A 20,432-nucleotide genomic window follows, 5' to 3' on the forward strand; every position below is an offset into this window, starting at 1 on the left:
CGTTTATCATTATTCGTTCCAGTCAGCAGCAGAAAGATAGGATCGTCGTGGTGAAGGCACGGAACATGATGTGGCGTCCTGTTGCAGTTGTTTGTAGTGGTTTGACCGGGATGCTGATCGCGGCATGCTCTTCAGAGCAGCCCACTAAGCCCCAGCCCGTTCCAACCCCCGTCGCCCACTCTATGACCGGGCTCAGCTTGCCGATCTCGAAATATATTTTCGATCCTGCTCAAGAGGCTAAGGTGGAGCGCGCCAGCGACTACCTGACTCAGCAGTGCATGAGAAGATTCGGGTTCGATTACCCGGTTACTCCACCGAGCAAAGCATCACTGGCGACAAGGGTGTTCACCGAGTTTAATTCGCGTCGCTATGGAGTAACAAATCGAGAGTCAGTATTGCTTTACGGTTATGGGCTGCCCCCTTGGGTGCAGGGGGCCGAACCTCGGCCAATGGAAAAAATGTCCGACGCGGAGTTCATAGTCTTGGACGGTACCGCCGACGACAGCAAGCGTTCGGTTGCCGGGCACCAGGTTCCACCTGGTGGGTGCTCGGGAGAGGCCGAGCGCAAACTGTCAAGTGTGGGACTCAGCACCAAGAAGGGCACTGCGGGGCCCGCCGCACTACCTGCGCAAATCCTGCAGAGAAGTTTTGTTCGCACACAATCCGATCCTCGTGTTCTAAAGGTGTTCCAGAGCTGGTCGACGTGCATGAAAGAACGCGGATACAGCTACGAGAATCCTTTCAAGGCGCTGGGAGATAAGCGCTGGACGCGTGAGGGAAACCGTCCGGGAAAAGCACACGTCGAGACTGCTCTAGCGGACATCGACTGTAAGAAGAAGACCAACCTCATCGGCGTGGAATACGCGATCGAGTCTGAATATCAGAACACCGAAATCGACAGGCATGCAGAGGAACTGGCAAGCATCCGGAAGACTTTGATGCAGCAGCTCAAGGCCATCGAAAAACTGATGGGCACCAATGGAAGTTGACCGCCGCGTTCCGTCGCCTTCCGAGCCGAGCAGTCCTGCATCGCGGAGGTCCCGAAAGCTCCTCGGCATGCACCGGAATCCTGAGCCTGCACGCGCTTTTGCGGGACGGTCGTCTCTAGCGCGTCGGCAACGCCTTGTGCTGTGGATCACCGGTGGCGCCACGGTGCTCTCGATTGGCGGGGTGGCGGCGTCGGGATGGGTCCGGTCCCCCGCCGAGGTTGCGGCAAACACCGACCCGCCGACTGCCACAGTGATCACCGCTCCAGTCGTTTACAAAGTCCTTCGGAACTCGGTCGTCGTACGCGGAACATTCGAAACCGCGCAAACCACGTCGTTCACTCCATCATCTGTGCTTTCGCCCGATGGGAGGTCGAGCGGTTCCCCAATCCTGGTCGTTTCCAGGGTACTTAAAAAGCTGGCACAAAAGGCTCGGGCAGGCTCAGTCATTGCCGAAGTCTCCTACCGACCCGTCTTCGTGTTGCACGGCCAGGTCCCCGCGGTGCGGGACCTCTCGCAGGGAATGTCCGGTAGAGACGTAAGCCAGCTCCAAAGCGCCCTCGCCGAAGTAGGCTTCAGCACCGCGGGTGATGAGCCGGGAGTTTTTTCCGGCGCCACGGCGAGCGCAGTCAAACGCTTCTACGCCAAGATCGGCTACCCCGTCCCGCTCGCCACCGGGTTCGCCGGCGGTCAGGAATCGGGCCGCCCCCCGGCTGGCACCCCGGAGGGCAACGTTCCCGCGGCGATGGACAAAGAGACCGCCGACAATGGTCGCAAGACGGTAGCCAAAGTCATGGTTCCGATGTCCGAGGTCATGTACGTGCCGACGTTCCCGTCCGTCATCACATCCATCCCCACACAAGTGGGAGGGAAAATACCGGACCCGCTGGTGACGTTGAACTCTCGCCGACTTCGGCTGACCGCGAAACTGGACCAGGAACAGGCTCATTCGGTCAGACCCGGCCAACGCGTGCATGTGTACTCCGAGATGACGGGCATCAGCCTTGATGCCTTGGTCGGTCCGGTAGGCCAGATCGTCACACCCCGCAGATCAGGGTCCACGGAGAGCGCTGGTGGGAGCCGAGCCGAGGAGGAAGCAATAACTCCGTACCGTCCGGTCCAGATCATCTCGAAGCAGGCTTGGCCAGCCAAGCTTGATGGAGAGAACGTCAGGGTCACTGTGACGGCGGCGAGTACCGAAGGACCGGTTCTCGCGGTCCCTCAATCGGCGCTGAGCACAGCGGCTGACGGCCTTACCGTGGTCACGGTTCAGGAAAAGAACGGGTCACAGCGCCGAGTGGCAGTGGAAGCAGGCATGTCGGCCGAGGGCCTGGTCGAAGTGCGCCCACGTAAGGGGGAACTGGCCGAGGGGCAGCAGGTCGTGATCGGCAAGTGAGTCCCTCAATCGTCATGCGAAACATCGTGCGCATTTACCCGGGCCCTCCCCCGGTCACCGCACTGGGCGGCATAGACCTCACCGTCGACCGCGGGGAATACCTCTCCATTGTCGGGCCCTCCGGCTCCGGGAAAACGACTTTGCTCAATCTTTTCGGATTGCTCGATCGCCCGACTTCGGGCACCTACGAGCTGAACGGAACGAACGTCGCGGAGATCGGCGAAGGCGATCGCACCTCAATCCGCGGTCAAAGCATAGGATTCGTCTTCCAGGCTTTCCATCTCCTCCCGTACCGAACAGCGTTAGAGAATGTCATGCTGGGGCGCCTGTACAGTTCACGAGGTAATGCGCGGCGCCGCTCCGCCGCGGCCGATGCCCTGGCCCGCGTCGGGCTCTCACATCGCATGACCGCCCTCCCCAGCACCCTGTCGGGAGGAGAAAAGCAACGTACCGCGATTGCCAGAGCGCTCGTCAACAACCCAAGTCTCCTCCTATGCGATGAACCGACAGGAAACTTGGACTCTAAAACAGCCGAGAAGATCCTGCTTCTGCTGGAGAAGGTTCACATGAGCGGACAGACGGTCGTGGTAATCACACATGACCCGAACGTGGCCAATCGTGCTGAACGGACCATCACCATATCGGACGGCCTGATAGACGGCGGTGTTTGATCTTGGCCAGGTCCTCTTCGGCATCGAAACTTTCTGGCAGTCAGTCCGAGTTTCGGTTCGCGGACCTCGTTCGGGAATCTTTGGCTGGCATGCTACAAAGACCCGGTAGGTCAGTGCTGACCATGCTGGGAACCATACTCGGCGTCGGCTCCTTCGTGGCGGTGCTTGGGCTGACGGCCACAGCGGCCTCCCAGATCGGCCGCGAATTTAACCTTCTGCGCGCCACCACAGTGACCGTAACCGATGTGACGTCGCAAACCGGGTCGCACGGCAATACCTTTAGCGATCAGACGGGGGTGGCGCCGCCCGTCGCCTTCCCGCCCGATGCCGAGGCAAAGGTGAGCCGCCTGAACGGCGTGGTAGCCGCTGGTGTGTGGTGGAGCGTGGACCTGGGCGCTGACCCCTTGATCGCAGGTTCCCCGGCCGTGCGGCCCGGAGCGAACGCCGACGCTGGGCAAACCTCGACGGTCCTCGCCGCCTCGCCGGGGACCTTCGCCGCAATAGAGGCAAAACTCGGGCACGGGGCGTTCTTCAGCAGCTTTCACGAGAATCGCGGCGAGGCCGTATGCGTGATCGGTTCCGTACTCGCGGAGCGCCTGGGGATCCGGCAACTGGCGACCAGGCCCGCCGTCTTCGTCAACGGCCGGCCCTTCACCGTTGTCGGCATCCTTTCTGATGTCTCCCAACTTCCCGAGACACTCCAGGCGGTCGTGATCCCCAGAAGCACCGCCACCGAGATTTACGGACCTCCTCGCACAGCGGCTCCGGCACAGATGCTTATTCGCACCCGCATCGGAGCCGCGGAACTCATCGCACGCCAGGCAGCTTTCGCGCTGCGCGCTGACAAACCGAAGCTTCTCGCGGCCAAACCACCACCGGACCCTCAGGGTCTGCGCAACAGAGTTAAGGACGAGCTCGGTGGTCTGTTCCTCGTACTCGCGGGCATCTGCCTGACTATCGGTGCGCTCGGGATCGCCAACACAACCTTTGTTGCGGTCCTTGAACGAACCGGCGAGATCGGCCTTAGGCGCGCGCTGGGCGCCAAGTCAAGGCATATCGCGATGCAGTTTCTCGCCGAATCGACCGCGCTGGGCCTGCTAGGCGGGCTCATCGGGACGAGCCTCGCCATCGGAGCCGTCCTGTCCGTCGCCGTGGCCAGGGAGTGGTCCGCTGTACTGGAGCCGCTTACGGTGATGCCGGCACCGTTCATCGGCGGTCTGACCGGTTTCCTGGCCGGAATCTACCCCGCACTTCGTGCGGCACTTATCGAGCCCCAAGACGCTCTCCGCAGCTATTAAACGTCGAACCCTACTGCGATTGTCGTCGGTCCCGGTGGCCCCGTGCTTGCAGGAATGCCGCCGCCCACATCGACGGTACGTCCACCAGGAGGGTGTGGGGGAGATCCCCACATCGGGGGGTTGGGGGCGCTGTTCAGCAGTGGAGGTGGCGGGAATCGAACCCGACCGTCAACGCACAGGCCGACCTCATCCGGCATCTCGTCCAGGCCACTGCTGCACCCGTCCGATGCGGCCTGCTGGAGGTGGGCGTCGCCTATGCTGAGCTGCTTGGCTGGCTGTACCAGGACGCCGACCTCCAGCAGTCCGGATACTGGCGGACCTTCGGAGATGGCCCACCGCTCCGACAATCCGCAGCCCGTCAGCACGCACTCACCAGCAGAGCGATGCAGGCCATCGACGAGCGCGACGCGGGGGCGGTTGTCGATTACGCCCACGCCGCGCTGGACGACGAGCCGCGCATGTGCCCCAAGGTCCGCGTGCTAGCGCTGGTCCACCTTGGCCACGGCATCACCATGGCGGGCGATCGGCCGGCCGCCGATGCGGCGTTCGACCGCGCCGAGATGCTCAAGATGACGGCCTGGCGGCGTAGCCCTGCCCAGGAGAAGAAGCTCAAACAGGTCCAAGTCTACCTGCCCCGCGTGGACGATCCGACCCGCGGCGCTTGGCGGGGGCTGGGCGCACTCATCGCGGGGAGGGCCGACGGGGGCCGAGCAGCGCAAGGAGGCGCCCATGGTCGTCCGGCCTCGTCCCCCGTGACCAGCGTCCGGCCCTCGCCGCACTTGTGCTCCCCGCGCACGGGGATGGTCCCGCCTGCTGGATGACCTGTTCGCACTGCCGCAGGTGCTCCGCGCGCATGGGGGATGGCGCTTCTTCGACGTCGTCTCTTTTGGTGAGTTGGCGGTGGCAGATGAGGGCGGCGGCGACGCCAACGAAGGCCAGGAAGTACTCGGGCTTGCGTTCGTAGCGGCGGTGCAGGCGGCACAAGCCGTTCAGCCACGACGCCGTCCGCTCCACCACCCAACGGTGCTGCCCCAGGTGGTTGGAAGCCTCGATGCCGCGGCGGGCGATGCGTGGGCCGATGCCCCGGCGACGCAGCCGCAGGTCGGCGGAGTCGTATCCCGGGTCGGCGTGCAGCTTGCCAGGGCGGCGCCGGCGCGGTCCGCGCCGCGACCGAGAACCAACCGACCTAGCCTCCAACTTTGCCGGGGCGGTCCACCCGCGAGGGATCGTCCTGTCCGGCACGTGCGCGTGCTCTTGTGCCAGTCGGGTGTGTGGCCAAAGGGCGGCGCCGGTTCCGGCCTTGAGGGCTCGGGAGGGTGATCGTCGGCTAGGTCCTCTGCCGAGACTCGCGCCGCACTGCTCGTCGGCTGCTTTTCGCGGCGGTCGGCCGGTGCGGCGCCGCTCTTACCGTGAGGCGTGCTGCCGCTCGGCCTCGGCGAGCTGGGCGAGCTCGGCGGGCGTGCAGTGCTTCCAAGGAACGTCCTGCTGTCGGTAGGCCTGTTACAACGGGTCAGCAATGCGGAGTCGGCGGATGGGAGTGTGGTCGGGGAATGCGGGCTCGGCCACCCCAGGGTCAACGCGATGTCCGCTTCCCCGCCGAGTCTGCGTCGAAATCGGCAACCAGCCGGTCGCCGAGCCCCGCCCGGCGCAGCGCCTTGGCGGCTTCGGCGGCACGGCTGTGCGGGAACTCCTGCAGGCGGATCCACCGTCCGACGTTGAGATCCTGGCCGGGCGCCAACCACACCGGCACCCCCGCCAAGACCGCCTTGAGGGTCATGTCGACGGTGCCGCCGGTTCCGGTGCCCGGCCGGAACCAGGTGTGAAAGGCGACCACCAACTGCGGCTCCTCGCTCAACATCCGGGTATTGCGTTCTGGGCCTGCCGCACGCCACGACCGCGGCCGCACCTGCTTCTCCCGCTCCCAGTTAACCGGCTGGCACAGGTGCCGGTCGGCACCGAGCCCCCGCAGCTCACACCAGTGGTGGGCGGCTTCATCGGCGCCCTTGTCGGCACCCTCGATGACGACCAGCCGGGTGCCGTACCGCTTCAGCAGCCGGTCCAGTACCTCGTGGACAGTCGCCGTCGACCGGTAGGTCCGGCCGCCGCACACCAGCACCCTCGGATCATCCAGGTCCAGCACCATGACCTCCGCTCGTTCAACGGCGGGCCTGAGGGTATTCACCCGACCGGACGGAGATCGCCGTGACCGACCAACACCACAGAAGCGCAGCTGCAGACCGACATGCTGCCTCGGCTGGCTACGGGAAGCCCCCCGCTCGCCTAAGCAATGATCCCAAGTTGCCTGATGAACCTGCTCGGTGGATTGTACTTTTTGCCGTATTGCGTGACCGTGAATCCGGAGTAAGAGATATCGACAGCTCTGCGAGCTCGCGTGATCGAAACGTAGAACTTTCGGCGATCTTCGTTCATCTCTTTGGAGCCATCAGCTGAGGCGAAGAATGGGATGACACCATCTTCGGCACCGAGAATGATGACAACGTCAGACTCGAGCCCCTTACCTGATGTCATTGTGGTGACTTCGATTCGGTCTGCATTGCGGGCACGCTCGCCAAGTTCGGTGATCGTGTGCCCTCTGAGGCTGCCGCTTGTGAGCGCCGCCATCATGTCCCCAATTGAGGCCGCATCGTCCCCCCGCTTCGCCTTCTCGAGCGCACTGGTGAATCCAAGGAGGTCAAGCTCGTCGATCAACTGCATCGCTGGCGCGTCCACCTTCTTAGACAGCTCCAGAATCTTCTCCACGAGCTTGATTTCGCCTTGCTTGCTCCATTGATCGCCCATGGCGTCACGCCACCGGTAGAGCAGATCGTTCAAACGGTGACCGCTGCGTTCGCGCCCCAGGGTGGTCCAAGCAGCAAGACCTTCGATGAGTTGCGTGGCTGGGGTGCAGTCATACTCCGAACCGCGGACGTACACGGGGAGGCCCTGCGCGCGCAGGCCCGCAGCCGCCGATTCGCAGTTCGTGTTGGTAGCGCAGAGGACCACCACCTCGTGGAGTGGAGTTCCGGAAGCAGTAGCAGTGCGGACGATTTGTGCAGCAGCGTTGACCTGGGCGGAGAAGCCTTCGGGCTCGTGGTGTGCCTCGACGCGGCCTCCGGATCGTTGGCCCGTGATCTCCCGATCAGGGTCGGCGAGTAGGCGCTTGGCACAGCGAATGATCTCGATGCCGCACCGATAGTTCACGGTGAGCGGCACTCGTGTGACGCCCGGCCGCGCTGTGAGTTCGAGTAGGAGCTCGGGCCGGGTGCCGGTGAAACCGAAGATGGCTTGGTCCGGGTCCCCCACGGCGAACAAGTCGACGGGCGTTCGGTAGTCGAAGCACAGCGCACGTACGAGTCGGTCGAGTCCTGGCGCAAGGTCTTGGTACTCGTCGACGTAGAGGTGCGGGTAGCAGGCGACAAGTGTTTTTCGGACGGTCTCATCGCCCTCGACCAGCTCCACTGCGAAGCGCACAATGTCGTCGAAGTCCATGAGACCGCGCTGGTGCAGCTCTTGCTCGTACTGGCGTCCTGCCTGGACTATCCTCTGCTCAGATCGCAACCATTGTTGATCAGTTGCGGGCTGCTTACGGTTGTGCTCAATCGTAAACTTCGCCAGCCTCCGCTCGCGCTTCTCGTATCTCCCGAAATGGCGATCAACGACCTGACCGAGCAAGCCACGTGCGAGCCTGGGGTCCGCGACTTGGAGGTCTGCAACATTGGATTTCCCGGCCGCGCGAGCGAACGGGGCGATGATGCGCCTGAAAGCAAACCCGTGCACCGTCCCGACAAATAGCGTCGAACGAGACTCGACCCATAGGTCGGTGAGGCGTTCACGCAACTGATCAGCTGCGGGTTGGTGAGCGTACTACGTGCAGATCAGACAGCGGGGCCGGTGGTGTGGCGCCCGCCTTCGCCGGCGGGCGAGGATCCAACACCACCACGAACGCCGTCGCGGTCGGCCAGTGGGTACGCGTGGCGCCCGCCTTCACTGGCGGGCGAGGATCGCAGCTCGTGCCGCCCGGCGTCTAGCGTGGCTGCGGGCGAGGGTTGCGGCATTTTCGACATCGGGTCCGAAGAATCGCGCCGTGGTGTTGGTTCTGGGTGGTGCGTGGGGTCGAAGGGTTGGGTTGCCTTTGTGGCGGTTTGGGGTGGCTTAGAGGATGGTTGTCTGGGGGAGGTGGTTTGATCGGTGTTTGTGCTGGTGGGGGTGGGGGCATCTCCCGGAGGGTGAGTGGGAACGTGACGCCTTAGGTGTGGTGGGCGTTCCTTGGGATCGGCCTGGTGGTGGAGGGAGATGGCCTGAGGTTTTCCGCTGCTGGATGTGGGGGTTGTTGTGGCGGAGATCGACAAGCGGATCGCTGTTCTTGTGTCCTGGAGCAGGACGAGGGATAGAAAGCGGCGTACGAGGCCGGCCAGGGAGGCGTTTTTGGCCAGGTTCGAGCGGGAGGTCGATCCGGAGGGTGTGCTTCCCGTTGAGGAGCGGCGGGAGCGGGCTGAGCTGGCAAAGCGGGCGTACATGTTGCGGCTGGCCAAGCGGTCGGCCCAGGTGCGGAGGAAGGGCTGAATCAATGGCGAGGCCCCGGCGCTGGGTGCGCCGGGGCTTTGTCGTCGAGAGCTTCTAGTCTTCCATGATGCGGTCGTAGGTGCGGCGGGCTCTGGTGCTGGCGGCGCTCTTGCCGTAGCGGCGCAGCATTTGGGGTGATGACCAGCCGTTGAGTTCCATCAGGTCGCCTTCGGCTCCGCCTTTGTCGAGCCAGGTGTGGGAGAAGTGGTGGCGGAACTTGTGGGGGTGGACGGTGACGCCGCATTCTCCGCCGCGGCGGACGACCATTTGGTAGATGCCGTTGGCGGTCATGGGTGGGCGGTTGTTGGTGCCCAGCCATAGGCGGCGGCTGGATGCGTGGGTGTGTTTGGTGCGGATGCGGATGTAGCGGTCGATGGCGCGTGCGGAGGGGTGTCCGAATCGGACGATGCGTTGTTTGTTGCCCTTGCCGGTGACGAGGAGTTCTCGGCGCATCAGGTCGAGGTCGCTGCGGTGGGTGTCCTCGGGGTCGTAGGTGATGCCGGCGAGTTCGGACAGGCGCAGGCCGGTGGCTTGGAAGAGGGACAGGATGGCGAAGTCGCGGCGTTGGGTGAAGGTCTTGCCTTCGCAGTGCTTGAGGAGCTTGGCGAGTTCCTCGTGGGTGAAGACGGGGACGATCTTCTCGCCGACGGCGGGTGGGCGGAGCTTGGCCATGGGGTTGGGCTGTTCTTCGTCGGTGGACCACCACTTGAAGAACTGCTGCAGGGCCCGGTACTGGTTGTTGGCGTAGCTGTCGGAGTAGGTGTCCAGGAGCCGGACGGTCCAGGCGCGGACGTCGTTGGCGGTGACCTGGTCCCAGTCGGTGTGGTCGGTGTTGCGTCGAAGGTGCTCGGCCGCGAACCACTGTGCTGCTTCGGTGTAGGTGCGGACGGTTTTGGGGGACTTTCCTCTGCGTGGAGGTGGAGGGTGAAGGAGTTGATGGCGGCTTGGAAGGTGCCTGCGCGGAGGTCCTTCGAACGCCGCGTACGGGCGGTACCCATCGGGGGATAGTTTTCCTCTGTTCAAGCGGTGTACACCGTCGGTGATCAACCCGTTATCGGTGTTTTCGCTGGTCAGAGGACCTGTGTGGGCAGGGGCGGGGTCGAACCGCCGACCTTCCGCTTTTCAGGTCACAACGCCTGAGCGCTGTACTGACCTGCAAAAACCCAGGTCGCCCACGAGCGAGAAGCCGATAAGCGGATTGTGTTCCCCACCAGGCTAACACGCTGCGCTACGATCTGCATACCCAGCGTCTGTGTGGTCAAGCCTAGGCAGCAGAATCATCACCTTGCCCTGCAACCTTCAGCGAGCCCTCGTAGGTTCGGTGTCCCTTGGGGACGTACTTCGTAATCCAGGCGCTTGCTCCGATCGGGTCGCTTTTGTGTGAAGTGGATCGTTCGAAACTCATTCGTGTCTGCCATTAGTGAGACCGGTGCTCATCCGGGCCAACTTGGAGCTGGTCCATCCAGCCGAGCTCACCGACTACCAAGCGTGGCCGGTCGTCTTCTTCGTCGACGCCTGCCGCGGACCACTCCGCACGAGAGCCCGTCCCTTCGGGCGGCCAGGTACCTTTCCGTCCGAAGAGCTCCTCGTCCTACTCACCCAAGCCCCGCCTGGAGTGAAGGGCCCTGATTTCGATACCGATCCGGACACTTAACGCACCCAGACGGGCCAGAGCCACCACGTTGTGACGGGCGCGGTTGTCAATCACGGCGAGCGATTTATCATGGGCGTGGTGGGAGAGATCTGGGAGCCATGCCGACCTGTTGCTTCGGCCCCGCTGGCTGGGGTTCGGAGAGCGGGATCGTGATTCCCAGTGGCAATCACGGAGAGTTGTGCCTCGACGCTTGCCGCCCATGGTGCCCGAACCGGAGCTGGCACTACCGCTTCGAGCCGCGCAGATCCGGTGGACCGACGCCGACGGGCGACAGTGGCAGGTCTCCCGGAGCAACTATGGCCAAACAAGCATTGAACGATTCACCGGACAACTTCCCACAAATCCGACGAAACACCTCTCCCTCACCCTCAGAAGCGTTGCCTCCACTAGCTACGGAGGAAGACACTCGTGGTCTAGCCCATTGCTGGCGAAGTGTCCCGACCCCTGCGACAGGTTCGGAACCAGGAGTGCGCGTGGAAATCCCGAGAGGTTCCGAAGTAACTATGGGAAGCTTTGGGGGAATTGTCTGCACTGATGCTGTACTGCTCTGGTAACAGATGGTAGTTTCTGCAGTTCAGGTGCCGTGGCGCCCGCCTTCGCTGGCGGGCGAGGATCGCAGCAAGGCGGGGGAGGCGCAGAGCCTGGTCTCGTGATATCAAAGTCCGTCTGCAGGAGATCGACGATCTTGTGGGCTGGTGTTCTCCGAACTGTCTCCGCTGGTCATTGAGGAGGGCGCCCAACGGCCCGGCGGCGTGCCCGGGTTGCGGGGCCGGGTCGGCGCTGGTACACGGTCCGATCCACGGCTGCACCCAGACTTTCCATGGACGGCTTTGACTCGCGCAAGCGCCGCAGAGACACCGCCGTGCTGATCGACGCCCGACCAGGCAGCACGTCGAGGTGCTGACCGACCGCGAGGCCGACACCCTCGAAGCGTGGCCGCGCGCCCGCGGGTGTCCAGGTCTTAGGTCGGGGCGGTTCATTCCGCTCCGTGCTAGTCCGTTCGGAACCGCCGAGCTGGCAAGGAGCCGATGCGACCAGTTGGCGATAGGTCGTTCGCGACCTCCCGCCGAAGGTCGTGTGCGGTGTTTCAGTTGCCTCTTTCGGGTAAGGCACTCGATTGTTCGTGTCGGGGGGTGCGGCGGTGGCCGACGACAACGTGGTGCGCGTGGTGTTGCGTGCTGATCCTGGACTGTCGTTGGAGATCGTCCGTCAGATCGCCGAGTCGCTGCCCGCCGACATGCGGGAACGTTCGGCGGCGCCGGTGGACTGGGAGGTCGACGCCGGGCCTGGGGCGTTGACGGCCGACGAGCAGGTGGAGGCGGAGCGCCTGTCGGATGTCCTGGCCGGTCAGTTCCCCGATGACGGGTACGACATCGCCGTGTTCGTGACCGATCTGCCGCGCCGTCGGGAAACTCAGCCGATTCTGGCGGAAGTGAGCAGGGCTGAAAAGCTCGCCTTGTTGTCGCTTCCCGCACTTGGCTGGTTCTCTCGGAAGAGTCGGGCTCGCCGCGGTGTGGTGGACCTGGTCGCGCTGGTCTGCGACGGGACGCCGCCGAGGTTCGCGCGGGAGTACACCGTCCGCCGAGCCGATTCCGGACGGCAGGCTGAGCAGCGGTTCGTGACGCCGGGGTTGCCGGGCCGGTTCCGACTGCTGGCCGGGATGATCCGGGCGAACCGGCCCTGGCGGCTGTTCACCGGCTTGTCCAAGGCGCTGGCGGGGGTGCTGGCGACCGTGGCGTTCGCGGTGGTCAACGCCTCCGTCTGGCAGATCACCGATGCGCTCGGCCCGGTCCGGCAGGCGATCCTGGCGGTGCTGGCGGTCGCGGCCCTGCTGGCGTGGCTGATCATCGACCATCGGTTGTGGGAACGTCCGGACGACGTCATCAATCGCCAGCGCGCCAAGCTGTACAACGCTGTCACCCTGGTCACGTTGCTGATCGGTGTGCTGTGCCTTTATGGGGCCGTTTTCGTGCTGACGATCGTGCTGGTGCCCGTGGTGCTGACCGGCAGCGCGCTACGGCCCAGCCTCGGCCATGGGGCCGAGTGGGGCTTCTATCTGTCGATGGCCTGGCTCGCCACGTCCATGGCGACGGCCGGTGGTGCGCTCGGATCGGGGCTGGAAGACGAGTCGGCCGTGCGTGACTCCGCGTACGGAGTCCGTCAACGCAGCCGCCTGGAACAGCAGAGGAAGCGCAACACCTCGTGATCGGGGTCTGTCGTGATGGTCACCGCTGGTGGGTTTTTGGTTGCCCAGGCGCGGATCTCGGACGGGCGGAAGCGGAATTTCCCTGTTCATTGCAGTAGGCCGGCATGTCGCCGTCCCCTGGGCGGTAGATCGTGGTGATGGGGAGCCTGCCGATGTATCCGCCGATGCTGGCCGTGCTGGGGGAACTGCCGACCACGGAAGGCTGGGCGGCCGAGTTGAAGTGGGACGGAGTCCGGGCCGTCGCCTATATCCGCGACGAACGGTTACAGCTGATGTCGCGCAACGAAAAGGACATCACCGTCGCCTGGCCCGAGCTCGCCCCGCTCGCCGCCGCGGTCGATGTGCCGGTGGTGTTGGACGGGGAGATCGTGGCGTTCGGACCGGACGGCAGGCCGTCATTCAAGGCGCTCGGCCCGCGGATGCACCTGCGTCAGCCGGACCGTATCAAAGCCCTGGCCCGGTCCGACCCCGTCTCTTACATGATCTTCGATGTGCTGCACTGCGGCGATGAGTCGCGGATCGCCCTGCCCTACGCCGAGAGGCGCCGGGTTCTTCAGGGGCTCGGGCTGGACGGGCCGCGCTGGAAGACGACCACTTCCCATGATGACGTCGCGAACGTCTTCGCCGAGTCGTCCCGTCTCGGCATGGAGGGCGTGGTCTCGAAGCGCGTCGACTCCCCGTACCGGCCGGGAAAACGGCACCGGGACTGGACCAAGACGAAGAACTTTCGGACGCAGGAAGTGGTCGTGGTCGGCTGGAAGCCCGGGGAGGGCCGCCGCGCCGACCGGATCGGCGCGCTTCTGCTGGCCGTCAACGATGAGCGGGGACGCCTGAGATACGCCGGTCAGGTCGGTACCGGCTTCACCGAGGCGATCTTGAACGGCCTCGCCGGGCGTCTCGCGCCGCTGCGGCAGGACGAACCGCCGGTTCCCGACGTACCGTCCCAGCAGGCGCGGGACGCCCGCTGGGTGCGGCCGGAGTTGGTCGGTGAGGTCGTCTTCACGGAGTGGACCGGCGATGGCCGACTGCGGCATCCGAGCTGGCGCGGAGTCCGCACGGACAAGGAACCGGGCGAGGTCCGCCGCGAATAGGGCCGGCAGGCCCGACCGGTCACTCCGGGTTCTCGTAGCGGACGTTCAGCTCCCCGTTCGCGGCGGTGATATGGATGGTGGCGCCGTCCCGGACGTCTCCCGCGATGAGTGCGCGGCCGAGGCGGGTCTCGACCTCGCGGGCGATGAAGCGGCGGAGCGGGCGGGCACCGTACACCGGGTCGAAGCCCTGCTCGGCGATCAGCCGCCGGGCGTCCTCGTCGATCGACAGGCGCATCCGCCGGTCGGCCAACCGGGCGCGCAGGTCGTTGAACATTAGGTCGACGACCTGCTCGATCTGCGGCAGCGTGAGCGGCTTGAACAGGATGATGTCGTCGACCCGGTTGAGGAACTCGGGACGGAAATGGCGCCGCAGCTCGCCCATCACCCGGTCGCGGGCGTCCGGTGCGATCTCACCCTCCGCGGTGGCGCCCTGCAGCAGGTGCTCCGACCCGATGTTGGACGTCATGATGATCACGGTGTTGCGGAAGTCGACGGTGCGACCCTGCGCGTCGGTCAGGCGGCCGTCGTCGAGAACCTGGAGCAGCGTGTTGAAGACGTCGCCGTGCGCCTTCTCGATCTCGTCGAACAGCACGACCGAGTAGGGCTTGCGCCGGACGGCCTCGGTGAGCTGGCCGCCCTCCTCGTATCCCACGTAGCCGGGGGGCGCGCCGACCAGCCGGCTGACGGTGTGCCGCTCCTGGTATTCGCTCATGTCAATGCGGACCATGTTCTCCTCGGTGTCGAACAGGGCCGCGGCGAGGGTGCGGGCCAGTTCGGTCTTGCCGACGCCGGTGGGGCCGAGGAAGACGAACGAACCGATGGGGCGGCGCGGGTCCTTGATGCCCGAGCGGGCGCGGATGATGGCGTCGGACACGAGCTGGACGGCCTCGTCCTGCCCGACCACGCGCTCGTGCAGAACCTTGTCGAGTCTGAGCAGCTTGTCCCGCTCGCCCTCCTGTAGACGGCTCACCGGGATGCCCGTCCAGCGGGACACGATCGACGCGATCTCCTCTTCGGTGACGACCTCCCGCAGCAGCCGGCCGCCGTTCTGCTTGTCGGCCAGCCGATCCTCCTCGGCGCGCAGCCGCCGCTCCAGTTCGGGCAGCCGGCCGTGGCGCAGCTCCGCGGCGCGGTTGAGGTCGTAGTCGCGCTCGGCCCGATCGGCCTCCTGCCGGACCTGTTCGATCTCCTGACGCAGCGCCTGCACCTTGCGCAATGCCTGGCGCTCGGCCTCCCACTGGGCGCGCATGGAGTCGGCCTCGGCGCGCAGGTCGGCCAGTTCGCCCCGGAGTTTCTCCAGGCGGCCCCTGCTCGCCGCGTCCTCCTCCTTGGACAGCGCGGCCTCCTCGATCTCCAGGCGCATGACGCGGCGGGTGAGCTCGTCCAACGGCCCGGGCATGGAGTCGATCTCGGTGCGCAGCATGGCGCACGCCTCGTCGACCAGGTCGATGGCCTTGTCCGGCAGGAACCGGTCGGAGATGTAGCGGTGGCTGAGCGTCACGGCGGCGACGAGGGCGGCGTCCTGGATCTTCACGCCGTGGAAGACCTCAAGGCGTTCGCGCAGGCCGCGCAGGATCGAGACGGTGTCCTCCACGGTGGGTTCGTCGACCAGGACGGGCTGGAAGCGCCGCTCCAGGGCCGCGTCCTTCTCGACGTGCTTGCGGTATTCCTCCACCGTGGTGGCGCCGATCATGTGGAGTTCGCCGCGGGCGAGCATCGGTTTGAGCATGTTGCCGGCGTCCATGGCACCTTCGGTGGCGCCCGCGCCGACGACGTTGTGGAGTTCGTCGACGAACAGCAGGATCCGGCCCTCGGCCGCCTTGACCTCGTTGAGGACGGCGGTGAGGCGTTCCTCGAACTCGCCCCGGTACTTGGCGCCCGCGACGAGCGAGCCCATGTCCAGATTGAAGATCGTCTTGTCGCGGAGGCCCTCGGGGACGTCGCCGTCGGTGATGCGCCGGGCGAGGCCCTCGACGATGGCGGTCTTGCCGACGCCGGGGTCGCCGATCAGCACCGGGTTGTTCTTGGTCTTGCGGGACAGGATCTGGACGACGCGGCGGATCTCGGCGTCCCGGCCGATGACGGGGTCGAGCCTGCCCGCCGCGGCGTCGGCGACCAGGTCCCGGCCGTACTTCTCCAGTGCCTCGTAGGCGACCTCGGGCATGGCGGACGTCACTCGCTGGTTGCCGCGGATCCGGGTGAGGGCCTCCAGGAAGGAGTCTCTGGTGATGCCTTGACGCTCCAGAAGCCGTCCCGCCGCCGTCGACGAGCCCTCCTCCAACAGGGCCATGACCAGGTGCTCCACGGAGACATAGTCGTCCTTCAGCCGTTCGGCCTCCTGCTGGGCGGTGTCGAGCAGGCGGGAGAGCCGCTGGGTCACCAGCACCTTGCCGGGCTCGGTGCCCGGACCGCTCACGCTCGGACGGCGACCCAGCTCGGCCTCGAGCGCCTCCCGCAACCGTGCCGGGTCGGCCTTCGCCTCGGTGAGCAGCCGCGGGACGAGCCCGTCGGCCTGGTCGAGCAGGGCGAGCAGCAGGTGCTCGCCGTCCACTTCGACGTGCCCGAAGCGCAGGGCCTTGGTCTGGGCGTCGTGCAGGGCCTCCTGGGATTTCTGGGTCAGGCGGTTGGGGTCCACGTTCGGCCTCCGGTGTGGTGTCGGGTGCGCAGGTCCCGCTCGAGTTCGGCGATGCGGTCGAGGAGTTCGACCACGAGTCCCAGCGCGGCGTAGTTGAGGCAGAGTCCCGTCCGCAGGCGTTCGAGGCGCGCGTACGCGGCGACGTGCACGGGCGCGAACCAGAGTCGGCCGGACGCGTCGCGTTCAGGGTCGAGCAGGCCGAGACGCACCAGCCGGCGGGCCAGCTCCGGATGGATTCCGGCGGCGTCGGCGAAGGCGTCGAGGTCCATCCGCCGGGGACGGGTCGGGATGATGGCGTAGACCGTGCCGGGCAGCAGATGTTCCATCACGATCTCCTCGGGTCGAACGGTGACGCCGATGCGAGCTCCTCGAACAGCCGGCGTTCGGTTTCGGACGGCTCGGGCGGCACCACGATGCGGGCCTCGGCGAACAGGTCGCCCGGGGTGCCGCGCGGGTTGGGCAGCCCGCGGCCGCGCAGCCGGAGCCGCCGCCCGCTGGACGTGCCGGGGGGCACCTTCACCTTGGCCTCGCCGCCGGGCGTCTGCAGTCCCGCCGTCGTGCCGAGGGCGGCCTCCCAAGGCGCGAGGGGGAGGTCGGTGTACACGTCGCGTCCCTCGACGCGGTAGCGGGGATGTGGGGTGATCCGCACCACCAGGTAGAGGTCTCCGGCGGTGTCGCCGCTCCCGCCCTGGCCGGCGAGCCGGATGCGCTGGCCGTCGGTCACACCGGCGGGAACGGTGACGTCGATGTTCCGCGGGCCCTCCGGACGGTTGAGGGTGAGGGTGCGTCTGGTCCCCCGGTACGCCTCCTCGACGCTCACCTCGATCTCGGCCTCCTGGTCGGCGCCGCGTGACGGCGACCAGGCGGACCTGCGGTCGCCGCCCCGCCACCGGCCGCCGAAGATCCCGCCGAACAGGTCCTCCAGGTCGATGTCCTCGCCGAACCCGCCGGTGTGGGCGCCGCCCGTGGTGGCGTAGGAGCCGGCCCGTCCCGCGGTGGCACCCGCCCGGGACCGCGCCCACATGTCCGGGTCGACGTCCTCCGGAACCCGCCGGAAGTCGGGCCCGAAGGCGTCATAGCGGCGGCGCTGCTCCGGGTCGGACAGGATGGCGTATGCCTCGGAGACGTCCTTGAACCTCTCCTCGGCTTCGGGGTCCTTGTTGATGTCGGGGTGATGGGCACGGGCGAGCTTGCGGTAGGCCCGCTGGATCTCGTCCTGGTCGGCGTCCCGGGAGACCCCCAGCACCTCGTACGGATCGCGGACGGCCATCAGTCATCGGCCTTGGCCGACACCGACACCAGCGCCGGACGCAACTGGTTCTCGTCGTCGCCGTAACCTGGCTGATGCACCTCGACCACCGTTCCGGGTGGAGCGTCGGAGTCGGTGCGCACGGCGACCGCCGAGTGCCGGGCCGGGTCGAACGGGACCCCCAACTCATCGCGGCGCGGGTAACCGAGGTCGCGCAGCGTTGCCACGGCCCGGTCCCGCACGCGGCGAACGCCCTCGATGACGCTTTTCGGATCGGACTCGGCATGCTGGAGGGCGCGTTCGAGGTCGTCGAGAACGGGCAGCCACATCGCGGTGACCTCCGCCCGCTGGGCACGGCGCTGCGTCTCCAGCTCACGCGTCATGCGCTTGCGCATGTTGTCGAGATCGGCGAGAGCGCGCCGCCACAGGTCCTCGAGTTCCTCGACCCGCGCCCTGAGCCGTTCGACCTCGCCGGGATCCGGGCCGGCCGCCTCGGCGGCGCCGTCCTGCTCGGGGCGCTCGGGCGGCCGGTCCTGGTCGGCCGGCTGCCCGGTCTGGTCAGTCCGTCGTGAATTCCGCGTCGATGACATCGTCATCCGAGCCTTCCGTCGTGGCCCCGGCGGAGCGCTCGCCCGCGCCCGCCGCTCCGGTGGTGGTTCCCAGGCCGTGCAGGATCTGCTGGAGTTCGGAGGTGAGCGTGCGCAGCCGGTCGAGCGGCGCCTCCTCCTTGACGGCCTGCCGGGCGTCCTCGATCAGCCCCTCGGCCCGCGCCTTCTCGTGCACGGGCACCGAGTCGCCGAGTTCGCCGAGCCGGCGTTCGACCTGGTAAACGGCCGAGTCCAGTTCGTTGCGCGCGTCGACCTGCGCACGCAGCCGCGCGTCCTCCTGCCGGTGCCGCTCCGCATCGGCGATCATGCGCTCGACTTCGCTCTCATCGAGGTTCGAGCTCTGGCTGATCGTGATGCGCTGCTCGGCGCCGGTGTCCTTGTCCCGTGCGGAGACGTTGAGGATGCCGTTGGCGTCGATGTCGAAGGTCACGTCGATCTGCGGCGTGCCGCGTGGCGCGGGGCGGATGTTCTCCAGCCGGAAGCGGCCCAGCACCCGGTTGTCGGCGGCCCGCTCCCGTTCCCCTTGCAGGACCACGATGTCGACCGCGTTCTGGTTGTCCTCGGCGGTGCTGAACGTCTCGGTGCGGCGGGCGGGAATGGTCGTGTTGCGCTCGATGATCTTGGTCATCACCCCGCCCATGGTCTCCACACCGAGCGACAGGGGCGTGACGTCGAGCAGCAGGACGTCCTTGACCTCGCCCTTGAGGACGCCGGCCTGGATCGCGGCGCCCAGCGCCACGACCTCGTCGGGATTGACCGACATGTTGGGGTCCTTGCCGCCGGTCAGCCTGCGGACGAGGCTCTGCACGGCGGGAATCCGGGTGGACCCGCCGACCATGATGACCTCGTCGATGTCGTCGGCGGTGACCTTGGCGTCGCTCATCGCCCGTTCCACCGGCCCGACGCAGCGCTCGATCAGGTCCGCGGTGATCTGCTCGAACGTGGAACGCATCAGCGAGGCGTCGAGGTGCTTCGGGCCGGTGGCGTCGGCCGTGATGAACGGCAGGCTGATCTGCGTCTGGGACACCGTGGACAGTTCGACCTTGGCCTTCTCGGCGGCCTCGAACAGCCGCTGCAGGGCCTGGGGGTCCGCGCGGAGGTCGATCCCGTTGTCCCGCTGGAAGCCGTCGGCGAGATGATCGACGATCCGGCGGTCGAAGTCGTCCCCGCCGAGATGGCCGTCACCGGAGGTGGCGCGGACCTCGACCACGTCGTCGCCGATGTTCAGCAGGCTGACGTCGAAGGTGCCGCCGCCCAGGTCGAACACCAGCACGGTCTCGTTGGCCTTCTTGTCGAGGCCGTAGGCCAGTGCCGCCGCCGTGGGCTCGTTGATGATGCGCAGGACCTCCAGCCCGGCGATCTTCCCCGCGTCGCTCGTCGCCTGCCGCTGGGCGTCGTTGAAGTAGGCGGGCACGGTGATGACCGCCTCGGTGACCTTCTCGCCGAGCGACTTTCCGGCGTCGTCCGCCAGCTTGCGCAGTACCTGGGCCGAGATCTCCTCCGGTGCGTACTGCCTGCCGCGCACCTCGAAGCGCGCGGTTCCGTCCGGCCCTTCGACCACGTCGAAGGAGACGGCGTCCTTCTCGCTCTCGATCTCGTCGTAGCGCCGTCCGATGAAGCGCTTCGCGGAGGTGATGGTGCCTTTCGGGTTTAGGATCGCCTGCCGCCGGGCGAGCTGGCCGACCAGCCTCTCGCCCTGTTCGGTGAAGGCCACCACGGACGGGGTCGTCCGTGCCCCTTCCGCGTTGGGGAGGACCCGGGGTTCGCCGCCTTCCATCGCCGCGATGACCGAGTTGGTGGTGCCGAGGTCTATGCCAACTGCTCTAGCCATCAGGTTCCTTCCGATGGTCCTCACCGCGGATACCGGCGAGATGGCGTACACCGTTGCCGGAGGTGGCAACGCCTTCGCCACCGACGCTGCGTGATGAGTGGGCCCGGCGCATCCACCGACCGTGTAGGTATGTGCTCGGCGCCCACTGTGGAGGGTGGGTGAGGCCGCCGTTTTTTAGGAAGACGATCGGGCGGGACGCGGTCCTCACGCCGACCGGCGCGGGCGGGCGGCCTCCTCGCGCGAG

Annotated in this window: 16 protein-coding genes and 1 pseudogene; 8 read left to right on the forward strand and 9 right to left on the reverse strand. The window is 66.3% G+C overall.

Annotated features, from left to right (window positions below):
- Positions 1-50 precede the first annotated feature (50 nt).
- The 5 genes from BZB76_RS34400 to BZB76_RS36790 all read left to right on the forward strand — a co-directional run bounded on the left by BZB76_RS34400 (position 51) and on the right by BZB76_RS36790 (position 5,172).
- Complete coding sequence (locus tag BZB76_RS34400) at positions 51-989, forward strand: hypothetical protein (protein WP_147449612.1); 939 nt, start codon at positions 51-53, stop codon at positions 987-989.
- Positions 990-1,125: 136 nt separating this feature from the next.
- Positions 1,126-2,382: a peptidoglycan-binding domain-containing protein gene (locus tag BZB76_RS31060; RefSeq protein WP_147449613.1), complete on the forward strand. Its 1,257-nt coding sequence runs from the start codon at positions 1,126-1,128 to the stop codon at positions 2,380-2,382.
- A gap of 14 nt (positions 2,383-2,396) precedes the next feature.
- Entirely contained in the window at positions 2,397-3,053 is a 657-nt protein-coding gene (locus BZB76_RS31065) for an ABC transporter ATP-binding protein (protein WP_121438012.1), read from the forward strand.
- Between the two features lie 122 nt (positions 3,054-3,175).
- Positions 3,176-4,351 (forward strand): ABC transporter permease, encoded by a 1,176-nt coding sequence (locus BZB76_RS31070; protein ID WP_246007356.1) that lies wholly within the window; start codon positions 3,176-3,178, stop codon positions 4,349-4,351.
- A 383-nt stretch (positions 4,352-4,734) separates the two neighbouring features.
- Positions 4,735-5,172, forward strand: a complete 438-nt coding sequence (locus BZB76_RS36790; protein ID WP_420534845.1) for a hypothetical protein — start codon at positions 4,735-4,737, stop codon at positions 5,170-5,172.
- A 67-nt stretch (positions 5,173-5,239) separates the two neighbouring features.
- Here the strand turns inward: BZB76_RS36790 and BZB76_RS31080 are convergent.
- The 3 genes and pseudogenes from BZB76_RS31080 to BZB76_RS31090 all read right to left on the reverse strand — a co-directional run.
- A pseudogene (locus tag BZB76_RS31080) lies at positions 5,240-5,524 on the reverse strand (IS5/IS1182 family transposase); the annotation flags it as partial.
- A 400-nt stretch (positions 5,525-5,924) separates the two neighbouring features.
- Positions 5,925-6,494 carry an SLOG family protein gene (locus tag BZB76_RS31085; RefSeq protein ID WP_121438014.1) on the reverse strand — a complete coding sequence of 190 codons (570 nt, stop codon included), beginning with the start codon at positions 6,492-6,494 and terminating at the stop codon, positions 5,925-5,927.
- A gap of 137 nt (positions 6,495-6,631) precedes the next feature.
- Positions 6,632-8,188 (reverse strand): UvrD-helicase domain-containing protein, encoded by a 1,557-nt coding sequence (locus tag BZB76_RS31090; RefSeq protein WP_121438015.1) that lies wholly within the window; start codon positions 8,186-8,188, stop codon positions 6,632-6,634.
- A 495-nt stretch (positions 8,189-8,683) separates the two neighbouring features.
- Here BZB76_RS31090 and BZB76_RS31095 point away from each other — a divergent pair, with 495 nt between their 5' ends.
- Entirely contained in the window at positions 8,684-8,914 is a 231-nt protein-coding gene (locus BZB76_RS31095; RefSeq protein WP_211343285.1) for a hypothetical protein, read from the forward strand.
- 54 nt (positions 8,915-8,968) lie between these two features.
- Here the strand turns inward: BZB76_RS31095 and BZB76_RS31100 are convergent, their stop codons facing one another.
- Positions 8,969-9,937, reverse strand: coding sequence for a tyrosine-type recombinase/integrase (locus BZB76_RS31100; RefSeq protein WP_121438340.1), 969 nt, complete (start codon positions 9,935-9,937; stop codon positions 8,969-8,971).
- 1,772 nt (positions 9,938-11,709) lie between these two features.
- Between BZB76_RS31100 and BZB76_RS31105 the strand changes: the two genes are divergently transcribed.
- Positions 11,710-12,774 carry a hypothetical protein gene (locus tag BZB76_RS31105; RefSeq protein ID WP_121438017.1) on the forward strand — a complete coding sequence of 355 codons (1,065 nt, stop codon included), beginning with the start codon at positions 11,710-11,712 and terminating at the stop codon, positions 12,772-12,774.
- A 152-nt stretch (positions 12,775-12,926) separates the two neighbouring features.
- Entirely contained in the window at positions 12,927-13,865 is a 939-nt protein-coding gene (gene ligD / locus BZB76_RS31110) for a non-homologous end-joining DNA ligase (RefSeq protein WP_246007335.1), read from the forward strand.
- Between the two features lie 19 nt (positions 13,866-13,884).
- On the opposite strand, the gene clpB is transcribed toward ligD, so the two are convergent.
- From clpB to dnaK, 5 genes are read right to left on the reverse strand one after another with little or no spacing between them, the layout of a single operon-like run.
- Positions 13,885-16,500 carry an ATP-dependent chaperone ClpB gene (gene clpB / locus BZB76_RS31115; RefSeq protein ID WP_121438019.1) on the reverse strand — a complete coding sequence of 872 codons (2,616 nt, stop codon included), beginning with the start codon at positions 16,498-16,500 and terminating at the stop codon, positions 13,885-13,887.
- A complete protein-coding gene (locus BZB76_RS31120) occupies positions 16,482-16,826 on the reverse strand; it encodes a chaperone modulator CbpM (RefSeq protein WP_121438020.1) in 345 nt (114 codons plus the stop codon). The genes clpB and BZB76_RS31120 overlap by 19 nt, the downstream gene beginning before the upstream one ends.
- On the reverse strand, positions 16,826-17,770 hold the full coding sequence (locus BZB76_RS31125; RefSeq protein ID WP_121438021.1) for a DnaJ C-terminal domain-containing protein: 945 nt from the start codon (positions 17,768-17,770) through the stop codon (positions 16,826-16,828). The genes BZB76_RS31120 and BZB76_RS31125 overlap by 1 nt, the downstream gene beginning before the upstream one ends.
- Complete coding sequence (locus BZB76_RS31130; protein ID WP_121438022.1) at positions 17,770-18,345, reverse strand: nucleotide exchange factor GrpE; 576 nt, start codon at positions 18,343-18,345, stop codon at positions 17,770-17,772. Before BZB76_RS31130 ends, BZB76_RS31125 begins: the two co-directional genes overlap by 1 nt.
- Positions 18,308-20,188 (reverse strand): molecular chaperone DnaK, encoded by a 1,881-nt coding sequence (gene dnaK, locus BZB76_RS31135; protein ID WP_121438023.1) that lies wholly within the window; start codon positions 20,186-20,188, stop codon positions 18,308-18,310. Before dnaK ends, BZB76_RS31130 begins: the two co-directional genes overlap by 38 nt.
- Between the last annotated feature and the right edge of the window lie 244 nt (positions 20,189-20,432).

The organism is Actinomadura pelletieri DSM 43383 (assembly GCF_003634705.1).
Classification (GTDB): domain Bacteria; phylum Actinomycetota; class Actinomycetes; order Streptosporangiales; family Streptosporangiaceae; genus Spirillospora; species Spirillospora pelletieri.

Excerpts from the sequence above, each read along its gene's own strand:
- dnaK (WP_121438023.1), bottom strand. The coding sequence starts at position 20,188 with ATGGCTAGAGCAGTTGGCATAGACCTCGGCACCACCAACTCGGTCATC.
- BZB76_RS31085 (WP_121438014.1), bottom strand. The coding sequence starts at position 6,494 with ATGGTGCTGGACCTGGATGATCCGAGGGTGCTGGTGTGCGGCGGCCGG.
- BZB76_RS31065 (WP_121438012.1), top strand. The coding sequence starts at position 2,397 with ATGCGAAACATCGTGCGCATTTACCCGGGCCCTCCCCCGGTCACCGCA.
- BZB76_RS31130 (WP_121438022.1), bottom strand. The coding sequence starts at position 18,345 with ATGACGATGTCATCGACGCGGAATTCACGACGGACTGACCAGACCGGG.
- BZB76_RS31070 (WP_246007356.1), top strand. The coding sequence starts at position 3,176 with ATGCTGGGAACCATACTCGGCGTCGGCTCCTTCGTGGCGGTGCTTGGG.
- BZB76_RS36790 (WP_420534845.1), top strand. The coding sequence starts at position 4,735 with ATGCAGGCCATCGACGAGCGCGACGCGGGGGCGGTTGTCGATTACGCC.
- BZB76_RS31125 (WP_121438021.1), bottom strand. The coding sequence starts at position 17,770 with ATGGCCGTCCGCGATCCGTACGAGGTGCTGGGGGTCTCCCGGGACGCC.
- BZB76_RS31120 (WP_121438020.1), bottom strand. The coding sequence starts at position 16,826 with ATGGAACATCTGCTGCCCGGCACGGTCTACGCCATCATCCCGACCCGT.
- ligD (WP_246007335.1), top strand. The coding sequence starts at position 12,927 with ATGTATCCGCCGATGCTGGCCGTGCTGGGGGAACTGCCGACCACGGAA.